Below are 17,764 nucleotides of genomic sequence, written 5' to 3'. Positions count from 1 at the left end.
CAGAGGACATGACAGATATGGCGTTTCAAAACATCACGGGCCTTCAGTGGGCATCGTTGGGACCAGATGCGCTTCAGGTCTTGCAGATCGACAATGAATTTTGTACGGCTCAAGTGGCTCTACAGGGTGCGCAAGTTCTACAATTTTATTCTAAGCAACATCAGCGTGATGTACTCTGGCTCTCAGATCGTAATTCATTTGCAGCAGGAAAGGCTATTCGTGGTGGCATTCCGCTATGTTTTCCATGGTTTGGTGCGCATGCAATTGAAACAGACTATCCTGCACATGGCTTTGCCAGAAATATGCAGTGGCAATTCAAAGATGCTCAATATCAACAGGGTCAAGGACACAGCTTGACCTTTGAACTTCGTGATCATGCTGCGACTCGTCGTTATTGGGATGCCGCATTTTGTCTTGAAATGCACATCCGGTTGGGGCAAACCCTTGAACTCAACTTTCGATTGAATAACTTAGATCTCCATCCGATCAGCTTCGGTTTTGCTTGGCACAGTTATTTTGCTGTCAAGACTCAACGTACCCGACTGTATGGCGTTGAAGGGTGTTCTTACATCGATCAACTAGATGGTCATCAGATCAAGCAGCAGGATACTGCTTCGCTTGAGTTTCATTGTGAAACCGATCAGATCTATCCGCTCACGAAAGGAAAATTTCGCTTAGATGACTCGTCTACAACACAAATTGTGATTGAGACATCTGCACAAAGTGCGGTGGTGTGGAACCCATGGATTGAAAAAACCAAGCGCATGGCCGATTTAGCACCTCAAAGCTGGCAAGAATTTGTTTGTGTTGAGGCTGGACAGGTGGCCACCGAGCAACAAACACTATTTCCTGAGCAGCAACTCAGTTATCAACTTTGTCTTAGTCTGAGCGATCTCTAGGGCGCCTTAAGATTTAGAGTCTGTGCTTGAAGCCGTCGAGTTTGGGTTAACAATTAGGGCAGCCAGTTTCAGCATTTCAGTTTGTAGCGTATTGAGCTGATGCTGAATAGCCACAATATCCTGTTTTTTCCAGTTCAATGTCTGTTGAAACAGATCGCTCTGTAACAGCTGCTCATTGGTATTGATCAGCTGTTGACGTAATTTTTCAACCTCTGGACTTTTCAGTTGTAACTGATTGAGATTGTCATTGAATTGGGTCAACTGGGTTTTAAAGTGAGATAATGTTTGCTGTGCGGCCTGCGGGTCTTGTTCTTGAAGTGCAGTTTCAAGCTGGCTTTGCGTCGCTTGTAACTTTTGCATGTCTTGACCTACTTTAAGCTGCAAATCTGCCGCGTCGCGAAGCAAGTAAAATAGATTCGTGGTCGATGAGCGTTCTTCATTGTTGAGGGCATCATCACTACCTTGATTATCGATAGGCATGTTGTCTTGATTGGCCGATGTCATGCTTCGCTCACGCGCTGTACTTTCCGCGTCGGGTGGTTGATCACACCCCACAAACAATATGCTACAGCTCAGCACAAGCAAAGAAAATTTAGCAGCGAAAGGTGTAGGCATCATCATTTTTTCCATCCAAGGCCATATGACACCCGCATTATCAAACAGAAACTTCAAATGGCGCCATATTATTAATTTAATAATTAGAGCATGCCCGATTTAGCAGAATATGAAGGTCATGTTGTAAAAGTATTGTTTTTAGAGGATAGAATGCATGAGGCATACCTGCGGCATGCCTCATATAGAATGGCTTATTTGGCTAATTCTTGATTAATGGCATCAATCAGGCGAGGATCATCTGCGGTAATGTCGGGTGCAAAACGGGCAACGACTTCGCCTGTTTTACTGACTAAAAATTTTTCAAAATTCCATAGCACTTCTGGTGGTTCATTTGGGGTCAGACCATATTCAACCAAGTCTTTCCACCACGGGCCTTCTCCAATACGTTCGGGCTGTGCTTGAATAAGAGTTTGATAAAGCGGATGCTTGTCTTCACCAGCAACCGAAATTTTTGCAAACAATGGAAACTTCACATCGAAATTTAAAGAGCAGAACTGCTGAATTTCTTCATTCGTTCCAGGCTCTTGTTCCAAAAAGTTATTGGCTGGAAAGCCTAAAATGGTTAAGCCTTGATCTTTTTTAGCTTGATACAGTGCTTCGAGTCCTTCGTACTGCGGCGTGAGGCCACATTTTGATGCAACGTTCACAATCAAGAGTACTTGGCCATGGTATTGTTCAAGATCGACCGCTTGGCCTTGAATGTCTTGAACAGGAATATGATAAACCGACTGACTCATATCGAATCCTTATGTAAAAGAAAGAGTAAAAATAAGCTTACAAGAGCATGTATTGAGGGCGCTCAGGCATAGCATACGATGACATGTTTAAATGCGATGTATAGCATAATTTTGTGATGAAACAGATCGTTAAGGCTTGAGATTAACGCGTTCTAAGCTGTACGGGTGTGTGTCCGGTGTAACGTTTAAAAAATGCGATGAAGCTCGAGCTTTGATGATAGCCCAGCTCAAGCGCAATACGTTTGACTGAATCACCCTGACGAATTTTTGCAACCGCGTACACCACTTTGGCTCGATTGCGCCATTCAGAGAGCCCCATGTTTAACTCTTGCTGACATAAGCGCAGCGCATGTCGCTCGCTAATCTCAAAATCATCAAGAATTTGCTGTAGGCTTTGAGCAAAGCGTTTGGCATCGGCCAAAGCATTTAAAATCGGTGCCAGTACGGGATGCGCTGACGCTGGTAAATAATGATCATATTGTTTGGCTGTCAGGAGCTGATCCAGCAATACCTGTAATAAGTGCAGATGGCTTTGCTCGGAATGATCACGGGTCGGATCTAGAATCTCTTTTACCAAGGCATGAAAAAATGGCTGGATCTCGAGTGTTTTTGGACAATCACTCAATTTCGCGGAAAGCTGAGGATGTAGCCGAATACACACAAAATGTGTCGGCTGATCGATATTAAGACAACAATGTGTGGTCCGTGGTGGTAGCCACACACCGTAATTGGGTGGTGCAAAAAATGTCCGTTGCTCGACCTGAATTTGCAGCAGTCCATTCAAGCTAAAATTAAAATCCCCCCAAAGCGATGAATGTGTAAGCACTTCATCGTGGGGGTGAAAGAAAAACTCATGGATATCAATCTGCTCTTTGAGCATCGCTGCGGTAGGTGATGCGGAAGATAAATCCATATGAGAAATCCGAAAAAATTTACTGTTCGCAGTGAAGATTTGGATTGCTTAAACCTTTAACTAAGGTAAATAAACCAATTAAGGCCAACACAACAAAATTGAGCACACCATAAATTAAGATATTTTCATTAAAATGGTCAACTACATAGCCGCCGATCAAAGAGCCTGTCGCAATCATGACCTGAAACATCCCGACGAACAGTGGCATGCCTTTTTCGACGGCTTTAGGCGCATGAACAAACATCCAGATATTGGCCGAAGTTGGAAATGCACCAAAGGCAAAGCCCCATAACGCAGTTAAAATCATCGCGCCGGCTTCATGAATGGCAAAGACGGGAAAGCTAAAGAAAACAACCGCAAAACATACGCCCACAAAAGCCATGGTGTAGCGAATATTCAAATTACCACTATAGCCTGCAAAGGCATTACCAAATACTCCCGCAATACCGTATAGCAAAAGCAGACTACTGATGGTGGTGCCGTCGAATCCTGCAATATGTTTAAAAAAAGGTGCGAGGTAACTATAAGCACAAAAGTGTGCCAAACCCATCAATAGCACAATTAACATGCCGTTACGTGCTTTAGGCACTCGCAATAAGGCTGGTAGGTCTTGAAGTCGAATCGATGATTCAGGAACCAGCACCGGTAAAAAACGTAGCTGTAACAGCAGCACCACAAAACCAATGATGGCGGTAATGCCAAAAGCACTACGCCAGCCATAAAATTCGCTTAACCACGTGCCAATCGGAACGCCCAGTACCGTGGCTAAGGTCACACCGGCCATCACTACGGCGGTAGCTTTGGCAATTGGTAAATGGGCAGGCGCCAATTTACCACTCAATGCAATTGCCGTGGCCCAGAACCCCCCAATGGCAATGCCCAGAATCATCCGGCTGATAAGCAGCACGTTAAAATCGTCTGCAAAGGCAGTCAAGGCATTGGCCAGTACCATAATGGCGGTCAGTACAATCAGTACATAACGACGATCGAGCTGTTTAAAAATAACTGGCAGTGATGGTGCCGCCAGCGCCGCCATGACGCCGGGGAGCGTGATGATCAATCCGGCAGTACCCACCGAGATATTCAAATCAGTGGCCACGTCATTGAGTACCCCGACAGGCAAAAACTCACTGGTCACCAGTGCAAATGCCGCAATTGAAACGGCGAGTATGGCGAGCCAACTGCCACCAGTGGGACGAGAGGGCGTAGCCTCTTGAACATGAAGCGCATTCATGATGAATATCCTAATTATGGGAGATGCAAAGCGTGTGATCGATCTAATTTATAATTTAATAGTGATCATTATAAAAATAAAATAGTTGAACAATTCACCAGCGTCAAGTAATTTAATAGTGATTGTTATAAAAATAAACGTGGCGTTTATGACAGATGTAGCAAATGGCTTTGAGCAGCAGGATCAAGACGTGCCGTGCAAAAAAAAACGCGGGCGCCCAAAATGCTTTGATGAGCAGCAAGCGCTTGAAAAAGCGATGCTGCTGTTTTGGGCACATGGCTACGAGGCGACCTCAATCAATGATCTGACTCAGGCATTGAATGTGACTGCCCCGAGCTTGTACAGTACCTTTGGTGACAAGGCGACTTTGTTTTATAAAAGCATCGATTATTATTTAGCGCATGAGGCATGTCCCATCGAGCGTATTTTTGAACAAGCCAAAACTGCCAAAATTGCCTTTGAATTGTATTTTTATGACAATCTGAACCGTTTGCTGCAACCCAATAAGCCTTCCGGTTGTATGTTGGTGGTGGCGACCATGAACTGTTCCGAATCGACCCAGCAAGTTCAGCACACCTTGTTGTCAAAACGGTTAAAAACCAAACACAAATTATTGGAGCGCTTGCAACAAGGCATCATCGATGGTGATTTACCCGCCAACGCACCGATTGAAACCATGACCGATTTTTATGCCACGCTGCTTCAGGGTCTTACGCTACAGGCACGTGATGGTGCAGATCTAGCGCAACTCACAGCGGTAGTAAAGTACGCTATGCAGAGCTGGTGTTTGTTTGTACAGTCGCATGGCGATCACGCGATATAAATGTCTGAAATGCGATATTTCAATTTCATCCGTCATTATCGACAATAATCGTATCTTCAGGATACAGAGAGCAGCATGAATCAGATCGCAAAAACCCAGTGGTGGGCTTTTTTATTGCCCTTAATTGCAGTACTGATTTGGTCGATGAATATTGCCGTTACGCGTTATGCGGTCGATCTGATTGAACCGGCCAGCATTAGCTTTTACCGCTGGCTCATAGCCTTTATTGTGCTGACGCCTTTTATGCTATTCAAAGTCTGGGCGCAACGTGCTTTGGTCCGTCGGCATTTGGGCCAGCTCGCCATACTGAGTGCCTTCGGGATGGTGCTGTATCAGGGCTTATCTTATACCGCCGCGCATTATACCACCGCCACCAACATGGGAATTGTCAATGCATTCATTCCCGTGTTTACCATCTTTGTTTCAATGCTGATTTTAAAAGATATTCCCAATCGATTTGCCATTGTGGGCAGTATCATTTCGTTTTTAGGTCTGCTGTATATTTTAGGCAAAGGTGATTTTACTACGCTACTCAATATGGGCGGTCATTCGGGTGATTTACTCATGGTCGTGGCTGTCTTTTTCTATGCCTTTTATGGTGTATTCTTAAAAAAATGGCAGCTCAAAATTCCATTACTGATTAGTCTATATGTGCAAATCGGTTTTGCCTTGCTCTATCACATCCCGTTTTTAATGTATTTTGGTCTAGATGCAATTAATGCACGAAATGCACCGAGCTTACTCTATGCGGGTATTTTTCCTTCATTGCTGGCGCCGTTGCTGTGGATGCTGGCGGTACAACACATCGGACCAAATCGTACCAGTATTTTTATGAATTTAATGCCAGTGTTTACTGCAATTATTGCCAGTTTATGGTTAGCCGAGCAATGGACTTTATTTCATACTATTGGTGGCATGATGATTTTGGTCGGCATTGTGATGGCACAAAAGAAAAATGCGCCTGTCATCGTACAAAATACCTCGTCTTAAAAGATCCGCTTTTTTTTTAATTTAACTGTATCTTCAACTTATGCGGGCGAGTATCTGAATGGACAGCGTGGTGTGGCAGTGTATTCAATACGATGGCAGAATAGGCAAAACATGCAGTAAATGGTAGTGTACTGATTGAGGGCGTGTGGTTGATCGTCTGGATGAGTTTTAGAATTGTCCATTTGGTATAAAACTTGAATACGCTAAACATGTAACGAATAAAATCAGGACGCAGCGGTGATTAATCCAGCCAACAAATGGGAAGCTTTAGATGCACATCTTTTGCAGGTGTTGCATGTGCTATTAACTGAAAAAAGCGTCTCCAATGCGGCCAAGCGGCTCAATCAATCCCAACCTGCCATCAGTACCGCACTCAAAAAACTCAGAGACATTACTGGCGATCAGCTTTTGGTTCGTAGTCGTAATGGCATGACCCCGACCGAACGTGGTGAAGCGCTACTTGAACCTGTGCGTCAAGCACTGGCGCAAATGGAACTGATTGCCACACAGCAGGTGCACTTTCATCCGGCCGAGTCGCGTCAAGTCTTTAATATTGCCGCGCCGGATTACCTCAACGCGATTGCGCTGGGTGAAGTGTTGCGTCGTGTACGACAAGAAGCACCGCATTGCACCGTCATCATGCACTCGATGGCGCACGATGTAGATTATACCCATGCACTAGAAAGCGGGATGTATGATGCCGTAATTGGTAACTGGCCGCAGCCACCCGAATATTTGCGCCTTGCACCACTGTTCGAAGATGAAGTGGTGTGCCTGATGCGTAAATCGCATCCAATGGCTGCACGGCCGTTAACACTTGACGATTATCTACAAGCCGACCATATTGCCCCAACGCCATATACCGTCGGTCAGCGTGGCGTGATTGATTTGTATTTGGCCAAAGAACGAATCAAACGTAATATCGTGGCCTATGTGCCATACTTCGGCATGATTCCCTACATGCTGCTGCAATTTGACGCGATTTTTTCAGCACCGCGTTCATTCTCTCGCCATTATAGTGCATTGCTGCCACTCAAAGTGGTCGATGCGCCAGTCAAGTTCCCCAAGATTCCGTATTTCTTGCTCTGGCATGAGCGTTTACATCGCTCGCAAGAACAGCGCTGGTTTCGTGAGCTGATTATTTCGGTACTTCGAAACGACAGTCACGTCTTAAACTAAATTCCTTTGTATCACCATAACGCGCATCCCTGATCAGGCGCGAGCATCAGATCATCATCTGCTGGCGCTGGTCTTTTCTTATTTATCATGGCCAATATAGATGCATGATAGACATGTGTTATGGCATTTTTTGCATAAGCAACATTGCAGATTCTCAATAATCATTTCTTTGGTAGGAAACTTGCCTTTATCAGCGGGCGACATCGTTTTGCAAGCCATTTAAGCGAATGTCAAACAGCCATCGCTATGCATCTTCAGATAAATAGCCAGTGCTTTTACTTAAGGAAGTGGATCAGGGGAAGTGTGTAATGAACGCAGTACAACAAGGCAGATCATTAAAAAAACTGATGGGAAGCCTCGCGACCATTCTGGGGGGAATGGGCGCCATGCAAGTCGCAGATGCAGCCATCTGGAGTGATACCTCAATTGGCTGGCGCTATGGTACTCAATTTGCAGAACCTTATAAAAATGATGCCGCAGGCGATCGAATTGATATTACCAAGCAGATTTTTAATCTCACCCATGCCAGTGGTGATAAATACGGCTCCAACTTTTTCAATGTCGATTTACTTCAGTCAGATGATGAGCCCAACAGTACCCAGTCAAGTGGTAAAGGTGCCCAAGAAGCCTATGTGGTAATACGCCGTTATCTGGATGCAGGTGCACTGTTTAAAAAGGATTTGGCAGTACCCGGCTATATACGTGGCGCAGGTTTGACCGCGGGGTTAGACTGGAATACCAAAAATGACAGTTATGGCTCGAAAAAGCGCATGTGGGTGGTAGGCCCAACGGTTCGCTTTGATGTACCGGGCTTTTTAGATTTTAGTGTGCTGGCACTATTTGAAAGTAATGATCCGTCTTCTGATACGCCACGATTTGGTTACTCAACGGGTCGTTATACTTACGATACACACATGGCAGCACAGTTTACGTGGGGCATTCCGATTGCAAAAACACCGCTGTCCTTTGAAGGCTATGCACTGTGGATTGATGCTAAAGGAAAAAATGAATCTGGTGGCGATACCAAAGCGGAAACCCACATCGATGCACGCATTATGTATGACATGAGCGGATTGATCGGGCTAAAAGACAGCAAATTACGTGCGGGTGCAGGTTACGAATACTGGAAAAACAAATTCGGTAACGATACTGATGGTTTTGCCGGAAAGGGGGCCACTGCGAGCACACCTATGGTAAGAGTGGATTATCACTTTTAAGTGCTAAGGGCAGGGTGGGAGCATATGAACAGGGTTTTTATGTGCTCTCTTTTGTCTGAATAAATTTAAGTAAAAAATATTCTAGCACGATGTGGTGACTTATCGAATTCCACTATGATTACAGGGTGTGTTTAAAAATTAAACAATTATCAGTTTTCTATAAAATTTGAATAAAAAGATCAATATAAATTAACTTTTTAGATAACCAGAAGGTTTCATCGGTAAAAAAATTATTTTTTCATAAGATAAATAATATATTTGTATTAATGAGCTGTTTCTTTCATACTACGCGCACTGTAAAAACAGCCACTTTTTAAGTGTACTGTTGCTACTTCCAGATTGTTGAACCCTCTGGATGTGATTGATACACATCCCTTTTTATGCTCAGTCATCCTCATATGACTGAGCTTTTTTTTGTCTGTCCATTTATCTAGGTAGCTAGATAGACAGATCTGTATAATACAAATTAACGATAATTATTTGCATTTGAGTGTTCATTTATTTAGTTGCGAATCACATCGCCAGTTTTGGCATCGAGAATCCGACTTGGCTGCTGGCTTAAACCCAAATCACCATTTAAATAATGTAATTGCTGCCCAAAATAGGCGGAAGCTTCCTGTAGTGAGCGCGCAGGTTCAAGTCCTGCCGGATTGGCACTGGTAGAGACAATAAAGCCGCCAAAGGCATGACACAGTGCCATACACAGTGGGTGATTAGACACCCGAACAGCCACCTGATGATGTTGACCTGTAATCCAAGCGGGAATTTGCTGTGAATGGATCGGCAATAACCATGTCGTGGCGCGCTCATCGACGCCGCGCTGTGTCCAGCTTTGAATGACTTGCTGGCGAATATCTGGATCAAGTTCATCCAGTAGATGCTCGACCTGTGAAATATCTCCGGCCAGTAAAATCACGCCTTTTTCAATAGGGCGCTGCTTTAAACGCAGAATTTCATGAAATGCCTGCTCATTGAAGGGATCACAGCCCAAGCCCCAGACTGCCTCGGTCGGATAGGCCAGCACATCGCCCTGTGTCAGGTATTGGGCTGCTTCCGTAACGGAGGTGGTCAGCATAATTCATCTCCAAATTTAAAAATAACGCTATTGTGAACCTTAAAACCCGCCAGTACAACGCAGATAACGTCCCGACTGCTGAATGCACAATCCCAACAGTTCAAGTTCCATGAGTTGACCGGTCAGCTCTGCGGTCGAGCCTTCAAACTGCTGTGCCAACTGATCGAGGTCTTGTCCCGTCCAGTCTAAGCGCTGATAAAGCGGAATCAGCTCTTCGGGAACAGCCAAGGCATCGGATACATCCTCAGGGGTAGAGGTGACCGAGACTGCTGCCGTAGATTGAGCATGCCAATGTGTGGGAAGCGCTAAATCTTCCAGAATTTGCTCCGGATGATCCACCAAAATTGCTCCTTCTCGAATCAATTGATGGCAGCCTTGATGAAACTCACTATAAATATGTCCCGGAATCGCGAAGACCGTTTTACCTTGTTCAGCAGCTCGATTCGCGGTAATCAGTGAACCACTTTCTTTTTTGGCTTCCACCACCAACACGCCTAAACTTAAGCCACTCACAATACGGTTGCGCCGTGGAAAATTGGCCTTTAACGGTGGTGTGCCCGGCAAAAACTCGCTGACGACTGCACCGCCTTGCGAAGTAATACTCTCGTATAATGTACGATTCCCTGCCGGATAACATCGATCCAATCCAGTTCCGATCACTGCAATCGTCCGTTGCTGCATGACACTGCCTTGATGGGCTGCTTCATCAATGCCGTGTGCAAGCCCACTGGTGATATAAAATCCTTTTTCACTGAGGTAATAGGCAAAGTCATAGGCCACTTGCCGACCATGTGGGCTGGGTTTACGACTGCCCACCACGGCAATTTGTGGCTGTAATAAGGGCTGAGCCGAACCTCGACCAAATAAAATTGGGGGCTTGCCGGTATAGGGCATCAACTGGGCCGGATATAGTGGATCTTCTGGCGTAACAATAAAATCAGTGTGTTGCTGAATGTGCGCAAGCAAGTTTGAAAATGCCGATTGCCCCGCTGGTGTTGCGTATTCCGCAGCTCGCTTTAGATGATTGGCATGTAGCTTTAACTGTTGCCACTTGGCCAGATTCTGAGGTTCAAGCGCCGTTTCACAATCGCCAAAATGACGAACTAAGGTATCAAAACTTGAGAGTGAGTGTTGCACCAATGACCATACTGCAATGGTATGGCGATGGTGCGCAGAAAATTGTTTCATCATAAGTCTATTAATAATATTGTTTTATTCTTCATCTTGAGGAGGGTGAATTTCTGCCCCGACTTTAATGGGTAAGTTGCTCTCGAGTACGTAAGCGTAACTGAATTCATCAAAGGTTTTAAATATCATCAAACTTCCAATATTTTGATTCGGAAGTTTGATCAGTTCATGCGTTTTCGGGTCTTTGACGCTTTCGCCTTGCGCATAAATATCGAGTACTTGTCCTACTTTGGCACCTTGATTCAAGCCTCGATTAAGCGTCACGACACTATTGCGTGCTGCTGTGGCAATAGAGCCCATAACACGAACAATCTTGCCACCTGCCACCATTTCATTGCCTTCGGTTGGATAAAACAATGTTGGTAACATGGCATCTTGCTCTGGCATGACCAAATCGCCACGACGTGTTTCTGCGTTATAGGTGTCGGTGAGTTCGAGCGTGGTGATCTCTTGTTCAGATTGCACTGCAATCCCCGAAGCCACCTGAATCAGTTCTACGGCCAGAATGCGCTTTTTGCCGTGTTCGTCTAGAGTGGTGTAGGGCTCACCCTCATGATAGATCGCATAACGCTGACCATTTTGTAGGCCCTGACCCCGCACAAAGATTTTTTGACCTTTGGCAGCCAGTACACGTTGATCGGTGGTGCCCACAACATAAGGCACAGACTTAATAGCGTCCGCCGATACAAGTGTGGAGCGCTCCAGCCATTGCTGAATTTGGCTCAGCGGAATGACGGGAATACTATTTTTTAATTCTTCAATGCGAACTTGTGGGGGTAAGGTGGTGCGGCCTGTATAACGACGAATAATTCCTTCACAGCCATCACCCATATCTCGTCCAACGAGCGGTCGACCATTGAGCGTACACAGCAGCAATCGGTCGCCTGGATAAATCCAGTGTGGATTCTTCACATGTTTGTTACTGGCCCAGATCTCTGGCCATCGCCATGGTTTTTTTAAAAATTTTCCAGAAATATCCCAAAGCGTATCTCCTTTTTTGACCACATAGACATGCGGTGCACCTGCCTTGAGTGAGGGTGGGTTATGATTGCGCGTTGCAGCTTCGGCATTCGATATGCCCACTACACCACAGATGGCCAACGCGAAACCGTATTGTTTAAGCCCCAAATGAGAAAACGTGCGTAAGCCGTTTAAAACCATGTTCATTATCATAATTCCTAAAAATTAGGTTTGTATTTGCGTTATAATAACGGCAATACATACATTTTTATTTCGAGTTGCCTTTCTTTGGGTTTTCTAATCAATGGCACGAATGAGGAGACACTATGGCCTTATTACCGATCTTGAGTTTTCCTGATCCACGCCTGCGCACCGTTGCAAAACCTGTCGAAGAAGTGACAGATGAAATCCGCCAACTGGCATCAGACATGCTAGAAACCATGTATGAAGCACCCGGCATTGGCTTGGCTGCATCTCAGGTTGATCGTCATATCCAGCTGATTGTCATGGACTTATCTGAAGAAAAAGATCAGCCAATGGTTTTCATCAACCCCAAAATCACCCCATTAACAGACGAAACACAGGCTTATGAAGAAGGCTGTCTGTCTGTTCCTCAAATATACGACAAAGTCAACCGTCCGTCACGCGTCAAGATTGAAGCGTTGAACCTTGACGGTGAGGCATTTGAAATCGAGGCCGATGGTTTGCTCGCTGTCTGTATTCAACACGAAATGGATCATTTGAGCGGAAAACTGTTTGTCGATTATCTATCTCCACTTAAACGTCAGCGAGCGCGTGAGAAAGTAGAAAAACTGACACGCCAGAAAGAGAAAGTCGCTGTCAAACGTTAATCGCTCAAAATGCACCAAAAAAACCCAATTTCGATTGGGTTTTGTTATACTATAACGGCAAAATTTCTGAGAAGGCTGGACTTGTTTAAAATTGGGCTGCTGCTGGGATTCACCGCAGTGTTATTACAGATTGCGGTTTTTTTACAGCCGTTATTGCCGAAGCAGTATCAGATTGCTCCGGTCTGTGAAACCATTGCCCAAACTTTTGATCTGTCGGCGCTTCAGCATCATAAGGCCATGTCGCATGCAGATTCACACATGCAGCATATGCCCAGCATGCTCGAAAAAGCGCAATCGGCGCCAACTCATGATCATCACGATCTCAATCATCAGTGTCAATATTGCACCGTTTATGGCCATTTAATTTTACCGCCCGAACTGGATGTAAAAGAAATACTGGTTCGCATTCAAGTGCGTTTGCTGGCGTTTCAGCAAGCATTTCGACACGTCTATTACGCGCTTCAACGTCTATTTTTACTGCCTCAAGGTCGGGCACCGCCTGTATTTGCATAAATCACGCTTCGTTGCGGGGTTTTATCCCTCGTATGTTTTTCTGGCCTAATACGCATAAGACGTATCAGGCATAGCGCGTATTTATGTTTTTGAGATACAGACATGACTCAGCCTCAATTTTTATTACAGCCGATTACGGCTGCGATGCTACTTGCCACCACAACTGCATTTGCCGAAACGCAATCTGCAACTGATACGACACAGATGCCGCCAATTGTGGTAACTGCACAAGAAACAACGCGTTCAAATGGTTTGATTGTTCAGGCAGATCCAAAACAACCGATTCAGCCCGTTCCGGCCACTGATGGTGCAGATTATCTACAAAGTATTCTGGGCTTTAACGCTATTAAAAATGGCGGTACTAACGGTGATGTGACCTTTCGGGGCATGTTTGGTTCACGCATTAAAATGCTGACCGATGGCACCGAAAACTTGGGGGCTTGTCCAGCGCGGATGGACTCTCCAACCTCCTACATTAATCCTGAAAGTTATGATCGAATTACCGTGATTAAAGGCCCGCAAACTGTGTTGTATGCCACCCCTGGCTCGGCGGCAACAGTCCTTTTTGAACGCGAACCTGAGCAGTTAAGCCGTGATAAACCTTATCGTGGACAGGCCAGTGTACTGATTGGTTCCTTTGGTCGGCTTGATCACAATATTGAAGCTGCCGTAGGTGACGAAAGCAAATATGCACGCTTGAATGCCAATCGTTCAGTAGCCGGAAATTATCAAGACGGCAACGGTAAAACAGTGCAATCCCAATGGGAGCGCTGGAGCACCGATTTAGCTTTAGGCTGGAAACCGACTCAAGATACTTGGCTGGAGCTACGGGGAGGCGCCAGCGATGGAGAGTCAGCCTATGCTGGCCGAACTATGGATGGCACACAATTTAGACGTGAAAGCCTAGGACTGCACGCCGAGCAAAAAAATATTACTGATGTGATCAAGAAAGTTGAGGCGCAGATCGATTATAGCTACAACGATCATGTAATGGACAACTTTAAACTGCGCACACCGCCAATGGCGATGAATATGAACATGGGCATGAGTATGGGAGGAGGGGCCATGGAGGTAACGCGCCGCACGATTAATGCACGTACGGCTGTGACCACCGAATGGGGCAATTTTAGTGCTGTTTCTGGTGTGGATTCTCAGCATAATCAGCACGCAGGCAATATGTATATGCGCGATGCCAACCCAATTCCACCTTTAAAGCGTGACCTAGAATATCAAAGCTATGGTGCATTTACCGAGTGGACGTATACCTTGTCGCCAGAGACAAAATGGGTTGCGGGTGGTCGTATCGATCAAGTAAAAGTGAATCATGCTGCGAATGATCAACAGCGTAAAGACACCAATCCAAGTGCCTTTGTGCGAATTGAACATGCATTGCCAGAACATGGGCTTAAAACCTATGCAGGCATTGGGTATGTTGAGCGTAGTCCAGACTATTGGGAAATCTCTCGCGTATCAAAGGGGCTACTGAACTATCTTGATACCGAAAAGACCACACAGCTTGATTTAGGCTTTGAATTTGAACAGGGGGCCTTAACGTCGTGGGCATCGGCCTATGCTGGATTGATCGATGATTTTATTTTGGTGCCGTATCAATCCAATCCAAACGGCAGTGTCAGCATTTTACCAGCACGTAGTATCGATGCCACCATTGCAGGGGCAGAAGCAGGAATCGGTTATCATCTGACCGATCATCTTCAAACCGATCTATCTGCCATGTACGCATGGGGTAAAAATACCAGCGACGGTAAGCCTTTGCCTCAAATTGCACCGCTCGAAGGTCGATTCAATCTGCGTTATGTGCAAGATCGCTATAGTCTAGGGCTATTGTGGCGCGCGGTCGCCAAGCAAAACCGAATTAGTCTCAATGAAGGCAATATCGTAGGTTATGATATCGGTAAAAGTAAGGGCTTTAGTACGCTGGCGATTAATGCAGCTTATCAATACAGTCCAACACTCGATTTTGCTGTGGGGATTGATAATCTGCTCGATAAAGCCTATGCCGAACATCTGAATAAATCGGGAGCAGCCTTATTTGGCTATGCTGCTAACGAACAGTTTAACAACAGCGGGCGTAATTATTGGGCGCGCGTGAATATGAAATTCTAAGATTTGCATTTTTTATAGACTAAATATAGAAGAGGATGAAAACGTGAGATCAGCCTCTTCTTACAGGAGATGAACATGAGTGAAAAATTGTCACCCGAAAAATCAGTGTGGGGATGGAAGCTGCTGATCGTGGCCTTTATCTTGAGTCTAATATTTATGGGCGTTTTTTATCTGGCGGTGAACAATGAGCCAGATTACATGCCAAGTCAGCAGAAAATGCACACCCAGCAGCATGCTTTTAAAACAGCACCTGCCATGGCGCCAGCAACTGAACAAAATGCAGCAGCCTCAGCTACTACTTCACATGAGGAAATGCATATGGACATGAAAGATATGAATATGGATCATTCATCTCATTCGGGGGGTGCAGCCCATCAATAACAGATGAAAAGAAAGGGAGCATGGCTCCCTTTTTTAACTGTGCATATCGCTGAGTGACTGAATTTCATTTTGATATAAATGCATACCAAACTTTTGTACAATTCGACCGCGTCGAAGTAAAAAACGGTCCACTTTGGGTAGGTACTTTGCACTGGTATGTAAAATCAGATTTCGCACAATTAAGAAGTAAGCAAACCATGCCGCAGGGCGCTCTTCCAAGCCCAATTTGTGCATGCGTTTACGTCCAATAAAAAACTGCGTTATTTCAAGATGCATATGATACGCCAGCTTTTGCTGAAAACTACGCATACGCTGATAACGACGTTCAAAAGGTTCCTTTGAAAGGCTTTGTCCAAGTGCCAAGCTCGATTCGTCCGATTCTGGGTGAGCATCTTGCATCCAGTACAATAAACGCCAAGCATCGCGCTCGTTATCGACCAGCCATTTTTCATCGACCCCCATCAGCCAGCCTACGTATTTCCAGAAATGTAAAAATTGTGCTACCTCATGCTTATTCGGAAATACAGCCAGCGCCCGAATACCCAATAACACCACACCACTAAAGGCGATATTGGTCATGGCCAGATCAAACTGATTGAGCGGTAATCCCCATTTTTTTGTATCCCATTCTTCTGAGCGCGACAGTTGATGCCGAACCAGTGCATGAATAAAGCGCACGTAAATGGTCGAGGTAAAACCTGATCCAAAGCGCTTTAAACCATCAATCTCGGTAATTTCAACCCACCATTTTGTGGTTTCCGCCAAGCGTTTACCGGCATGTTTTTTCAATGCCCCAGTGAGAATCAACGGACGGTTAAATCCAGGGTATAAGTAGCCCACCATCAAAGACAAATCGCGCAGAATAAAGCCGTTATTGACGCCCAGTCGATGCGTGAAAATCACTGCATCATTTAGACGGCTTTCATCGAACCATGCAGGCGGATGCGTAATCTGCTCAAAAAACTCAATCAGTTCTGGAATGGGCTCAGCTAGCGCATCAAGGCCTTCAAAGAGCGCCGTCTCAAAAAGCTGTCGGTGTTCGGCAGGATTTTGCATCAGCCAATCGATCACCTTGTCCATGGCGGGATCACCCGTCACTAACGCTTCCGCGAGTTCTCTATACTCTTTTACGTTGGGTTGAATGGGGCGCTTACAAATATAGGATAAAACACGCCCAAGCCAGCGTGATTTCGACATATGATCAAATGAAGCTAATCTGGACGGTAAAAGAGTTTGCATTGAACATTCAGCCTGATTAATGTTTAATCAACTCTAATACGAATAATTATTCGCATTCAATTCGCATTTGAGACAGGCGATTTATGAGAAAACAACCCCAGCAGCAACGCGCGATTTATCTGGTCGATACTGTCTTGGAGGCTACCCAATTATGTATTGCAGAATACGGCCTACATCAAGTCACGACACCTAAAATTGCAGAGCGCTCTGGTATCAGTGTCGGATCAATTTACCAATACTTTGAGAACAAAGAAGAAATTATTCAAGAGCTACTGTTACGTAAAAGTGAACAACTGGGGCAGACCTTCAAAAAACTAGTAGTGGCACAAGAGCAATTAGAAATTGAATACCTGATTCCACTGAGTATTCAATTTGGATTCGATAAAATGAACGCCGATCAGGGATTTTTTATCGAGGTACTTAAACACTGGCATCAATACAACCATTCAAAAGCTGCTCAGATATTAGAACAGCATTTTTTCGAAGTCGGTCTTTATGTGTTTAATAGGCTTTATCCCGAATGGGATTTTGAAAGACTCAAGCATAAATCCTTTGTGATCATCAACAGCACCTTATTTACCATGATGCGTTATGTCAGTAGTAACGACTTTTTAATTGAAGAACAAAAGCTTAAACAGGAATTATGCCAGATGATTTTGGCCTATCTGAAACAAAATTAAATGTGAGAAAAAACATTTAAAATAAATAAACTATAAAAAATAATAGCTTATATTATTTTTGGTTCAAAATATAGCCATGCAATCAAAACTTTAGTCCAACATGCTTGCAAGGGGTGAGAAATAGTGTAGAATGCACATCCATCGGC

Annotated in this window: 17 protein-coding genes and 1 pseudogene; 10 read left to right on the top strand and 8 right to left on the bottom strand. The window is 44.8% G+C overall.

Annotation, left to right across the window (positions count from 1 at the left end):
- The first annotated feature begins 17 nt into the window (after positions 1 to 17).
- Positions 18 to 899, top strand: a complete 882-nt coding sequence (locus ADA42_RS05275; protein ID WP_048763977.1) for a D-hexose-6-phosphate mutarotase — start codon at positions 18 to 20, stop codon at positions 897 to 899.
- Between the two features lie 6 nt (positions 900 to 905).
- On the opposite strand, the gene ADA42_RS05270 is transcribed toward ADA42_RS05275, so the two are convergent.
- From ADA42_RS05270 to ADA42_RS05255, 4 genes are all read right to left on the bottom strand, one after another.
- Positions 906 to 1,520 carry a hypothetical protein gene (locus tag ADA42_RS05270; protein WP_048763975.1) on the bottom strand — a complete coding sequence of 205 codons (615 nt, stop codon included), beginning with the start codon at positions 1,518 to 1,520 and terminating at the stop codon, positions 906 to 908.
- 185 nt (positions 1,521 to 1,705) lie between these two features.
- Positions 1,706 to 2,251, bottom strand: coding sequence for a glutathione peroxidase (locus tag ADA42_RS05265; protein ID WP_004944233.1), 546 nt, complete (start codon positions 2,249 to 2,251; stop codon positions 1,706 to 1,708).
- Positions 2,252 to 2,393: 142 nt separating this feature from the next.
- Complete coding sequence (locus tag ADA42_RS05260) at positions 2,394 to 3,164, bottom strand: AraC family transcriptional regulator (protein WP_048763962.1); 771 nt, start codon at positions 3,162 to 3,164, stop codon at positions 2,394 to 2,396.
- A 19-nt stretch (positions 3,165 to 3,183) separates the two neighbouring features.
- On the bottom strand, positions 3,184 to 4,398 hold the full coding sequence (locus tag ADA42_RS05255) for an MFS transporter (RefSeq protein WP_048763960.1): 1,215 nt from the start codon (positions 4,396 to 4,398) through the stop codon (positions 3,184 to 3,186).
- A gap of 148 nt (positions 4,399 to 4,546) precedes the next feature.
- Here ADA42_RS05255 and ADA42_RS05250 point away from each other — a divergent pair, with 148 nt between their 5' ends.
- The 4 genes from ADA42_RS05250 to ADA42_RS05235 all read left to right on the top strand — a co-directional run bounded on the left by ADA42_RS05250 (position 4,547) and on the right by ADA42_RS05235 (position 8,607).
- Complete coding sequence (locus ADA42_RS05250; RefSeq protein WP_048763959.1) at positions 4,547 to 5,221, top strand: TetR/AcrR family transcriptional regulator; 675 nt, start codon at positions 4,547 to 4,549, stop codon at positions 5,219 to 5,221.
- Between the two features lie 75 nt (positions 5,222 to 5,296).
- On the top strand, positions 5,297 to 6,211 hold the full coding sequence (locus tag ADA42_RS05245) for a DMT family transporter (RefSeq protein WP_004941526.1): 915 nt from the start codon (positions 5,297 to 5,299) through the stop codon (positions 6,209 to 6,211).
- 237 nt (positions 6,212 to 6,448) lie between these two features.
- Positions 6,449 to 7,390: a LysR substrate-binding domain-containing protein gene (locus ADA42_RS05240; protein ID WP_004941523.1), complete on the top strand. Its 942-nt coding sequence runs from the start codon at positions 6,449 to 6,451 to the stop codon at positions 7,388 to 7,390.
- A 308-nt stretch (positions 7,391 to 7,698) separates the two neighbouring features.
- The gene (locus tag ADA42_RS05235) at positions 7,699 to 8,607 is read left to right on the top strand and encodes an outer envelope protein (protein WP_048763958.1); all 909 of its coding nucleotides are present in this window, start codon (positions 7,699 to 7,701) and stop codon (positions 8,605 to 8,607) included.
- A 502-nt stretch (positions 8,608 to 9,109) separates the two neighbouring features.
- Here the strand turns inward: ADA42_RS05235 and ADA42_RS05230 are convergent.
- From ADA42_RS05230 to ADA42_RS05220, 3 genes are read right to left on the bottom strand one after another with little or no spacing between them, the layout of a single operon-like run.
- The gene (locus ADA42_RS05230; RefSeq protein ID WP_004941519.1) at positions 9,110 to 9,682 is read right to left on the bottom strand and encodes an L-threonylcarbamoyladenylate synthase; all 573 of its coding nucleotides are present in this window, start codon (positions 9,680 to 9,682) and stop codon (positions 9,110 to 9,112) included.
- A 39-nt stretch (positions 9,683 to 9,721) separates the two neighbouring features.
- Positions 9,722 to 10,873, bottom strand: a complete 1,152-nt coding sequence (gene dprA, locus ADA42_RS05225) for a DNA-processing protein DprA (RefSeq protein ID WP_048763957.1) — start codon at positions 10,871 to 10,873, stop codon at positions 9,722 to 9,724.
- Positions 10,874 to 10,894: 21 nt separating this feature from the next.
- A complete protein-coding gene (locus ADA42_RS05220) occupies positions 10,895 to 12,037 on the bottom strand; it encodes a LysM peptidoglycan-binding domain-containing protein (protein WP_048763955.1) in 1,143 nt (380 codons plus the stop codon).
- A gap of 119 nt (positions 12,038 to 12,156) precedes the next feature.
- Between ADA42_RS05220 and def the strand changes: the two genes are divergently transcribed.
- From def to ADA42_RS18960, 4 genes and pseudogenes are all read left to right on the top strand, one after another.
- Positions 12,157 to 12,681 (top strand): peptide deformylase, encoded by a 525-nt coding sequence (def, locus tag ADA42_RS05215; protein WP_004944209.1) that lies wholly within the window; start codon positions 12,157 to 12,159, stop codon positions 12,679 to 12,681.
- Positions 12,682 to 12,762: 81 nt separating this feature from the next.
- The gene (locus ADA42_RS05210; RefSeq protein WP_048763953.1) at positions 12,763 to 13,194 is read left to right on the top strand and encodes a DUF2946 family protein; all 432 of its coding nucleotides are present in this window, start codon (positions 12,763 to 12,765) and stop codon (positions 13,192 to 13,194) included.
- A gap of 102 nt (positions 13,195 to 13,296) precedes the next feature.
- A complete protein-coding gene (locus ADA42_RS05205) occupies positions 13,297 to 15,318 on the top strand; it encodes a TonB-dependent copper receptor (RefSeq protein ID WP_048763951.1) in 2,022 nt (673 codons plus the stop codon).
- A gap of 75 nt (positions 15,319 to 15,393) precedes the next feature.
- Positions 15,394 to 15,534, top strand: a pseudogene (locus tag ADA42_RS18960) (hypothetical protein); the annotation flags it as partial.
- A gap of 198 nt (positions 15,535 to 15,732) precedes the next feature.
- On the opposite strand, the gene ADA42_RS05195 reads toward ADA42_RS18960, so the two are convergent.
- The gene (locus tag ADA42_RS05195) at positions 15,733 to 16,938 is read right to left on the bottom strand and encodes an oxygenase MpaB family protein (RefSeq protein ID WP_048763948.1); all 1,206 of its coding nucleotides are present in this window, start codon (positions 16,936 to 16,938) and stop codon (positions 15,733 to 15,735) included.
- An 83-nt stretch (positions 16,939 to 17,021) separates the two neighbouring features.
- Here ADA42_RS05195 and ADA42_RS05190 point away from each other — a divergent pair, with 83 nt between their 5' ends.
- Complete coding sequence (locus ADA42_RS05190) at positions 17,022 to 17,618, top strand: TetR/AcrR family transcriptional regulator (RefSeq protein ID WP_004941493.1); 597 nt, start codon at positions 17,022 to 17,024, stop codon at positions 17,616 to 17,618.
- The last annotated feature ends 146 nt before the right edge of the window (positions 17,619 to 17,764 follow it).

This window comes from Acinetobacter sp. 243_ASPC (assembly GCF_001054715.1).
GTDB classification, from domain to species: domain Bacteria; phylum Pseudomonadota; class Gammaproteobacteria; order Pseudomonadales; family Moraxellaceae; genus Acinetobacter; species Acinetobacter soli.
The sequence above is the reverse complement of the archived record's forward strand: the minus strand, read 5'-3'. Positions and strand labels throughout refer to the sequence as shown.

Coding starts and splice junctions, on each gene's coding strand:
- ADA42_RS05250 (WP_048763959.1), top strand. CDS start 4,547: ATGACAGATGTAGCAAATGGCTTTGAGCAGCAGGATCAAGACGTGCCG.
- ADA42_RS05255 (WP_048763960.1), bottom strand. CDS start 4,398: ATGAATGCGCTTCATGTTCAAGAGGCTACGCCCTCTCGTCCCACTGGT.
- ADA42_RS05220 (WP_048763955.1), bottom strand. CDS start 12,037: ATGAACATGGTTTTAAACGGCTTACGCACGTTTTCTCATTTGGGGCTT.
- ADA42_RS05245 (WP_004941526.1), top strand. CDS start 5,297: ATGAATCAGATCGCAAAAACCCAGTGGTGGGCTTTTTTATTGCCCTTA.
- ADA42_RS05195 (WP_048763948.1), bottom strand. CDS start 16,938: ATGCAAACTCTTTTACCGTCCAGATTAGCTTCATTTGATCATATGTCG.
- dprA (WP_048763957.1), bottom strand. CDS start 10,873: ATGATGAAACAATTTTCTGCGCACCATCGCCATACCATTGCAGTATGG.
- ADA42_RS05230 (WP_004941519.1), bottom strand. CDS start 9,682: ATGCTGACCACCTCCGTTACGGAAGCAGCCCAATACCTGACACAGGGC.
- ADA42_RS05205 (WP_048763951.1), top strand. CDS start 13,297: ATGACTCAGCCTCAATTTTTATTACAGCCGATTACGGCTGCGATGCTA.
- ADA42_RS05235 (WP_048763958.1), top strand. CDS start 7,699: ATGAACGCAGTACAACAAGGCAGATCATTAAAAAAACTGATGGGAAGC.
- ADA42_RS05260 (WP_048763962.1), bottom strand. CDS start 3,164: ATGGATTTATCTTCCGCATCACCTACCGCAGCGATGCTCAAAGAGCAG.
- ADA42_RS05265 (WP_004944233.1), bottom strand. CDS start 2,251: ATGAGTCAGTCGGTTTATCATATTCCTGTTCAAGACATTCAAGGCCAA.
- ADA42_RS05190 (WP_004941493.1), top strand. CDS start 17,022: ATGAGAAAACAACCCCAGCAGCAACGCGCGATTTATCTGGTCGATACT.
- ADA42_RS05275 (WP_048763977.1), top strand. CDS start 18: ATGGCGTTTCAAAACATCACGGGCCTTCAGTGGGCATCGTTGGGACCA.
- ADA42_RS05270 (WP_048763975.1), bottom strand. CDS start 1,520: ATGATGATGCCTACACCTTTCGCTGCTAAATTTTCTTTGCTTGTGCTG.
- def (WP_004944209.1), top strand. CDS start 12,157: ATGGCCTTATTACCGATCTTGAGTTTTCCTGATCCACGCCTGCGCACC.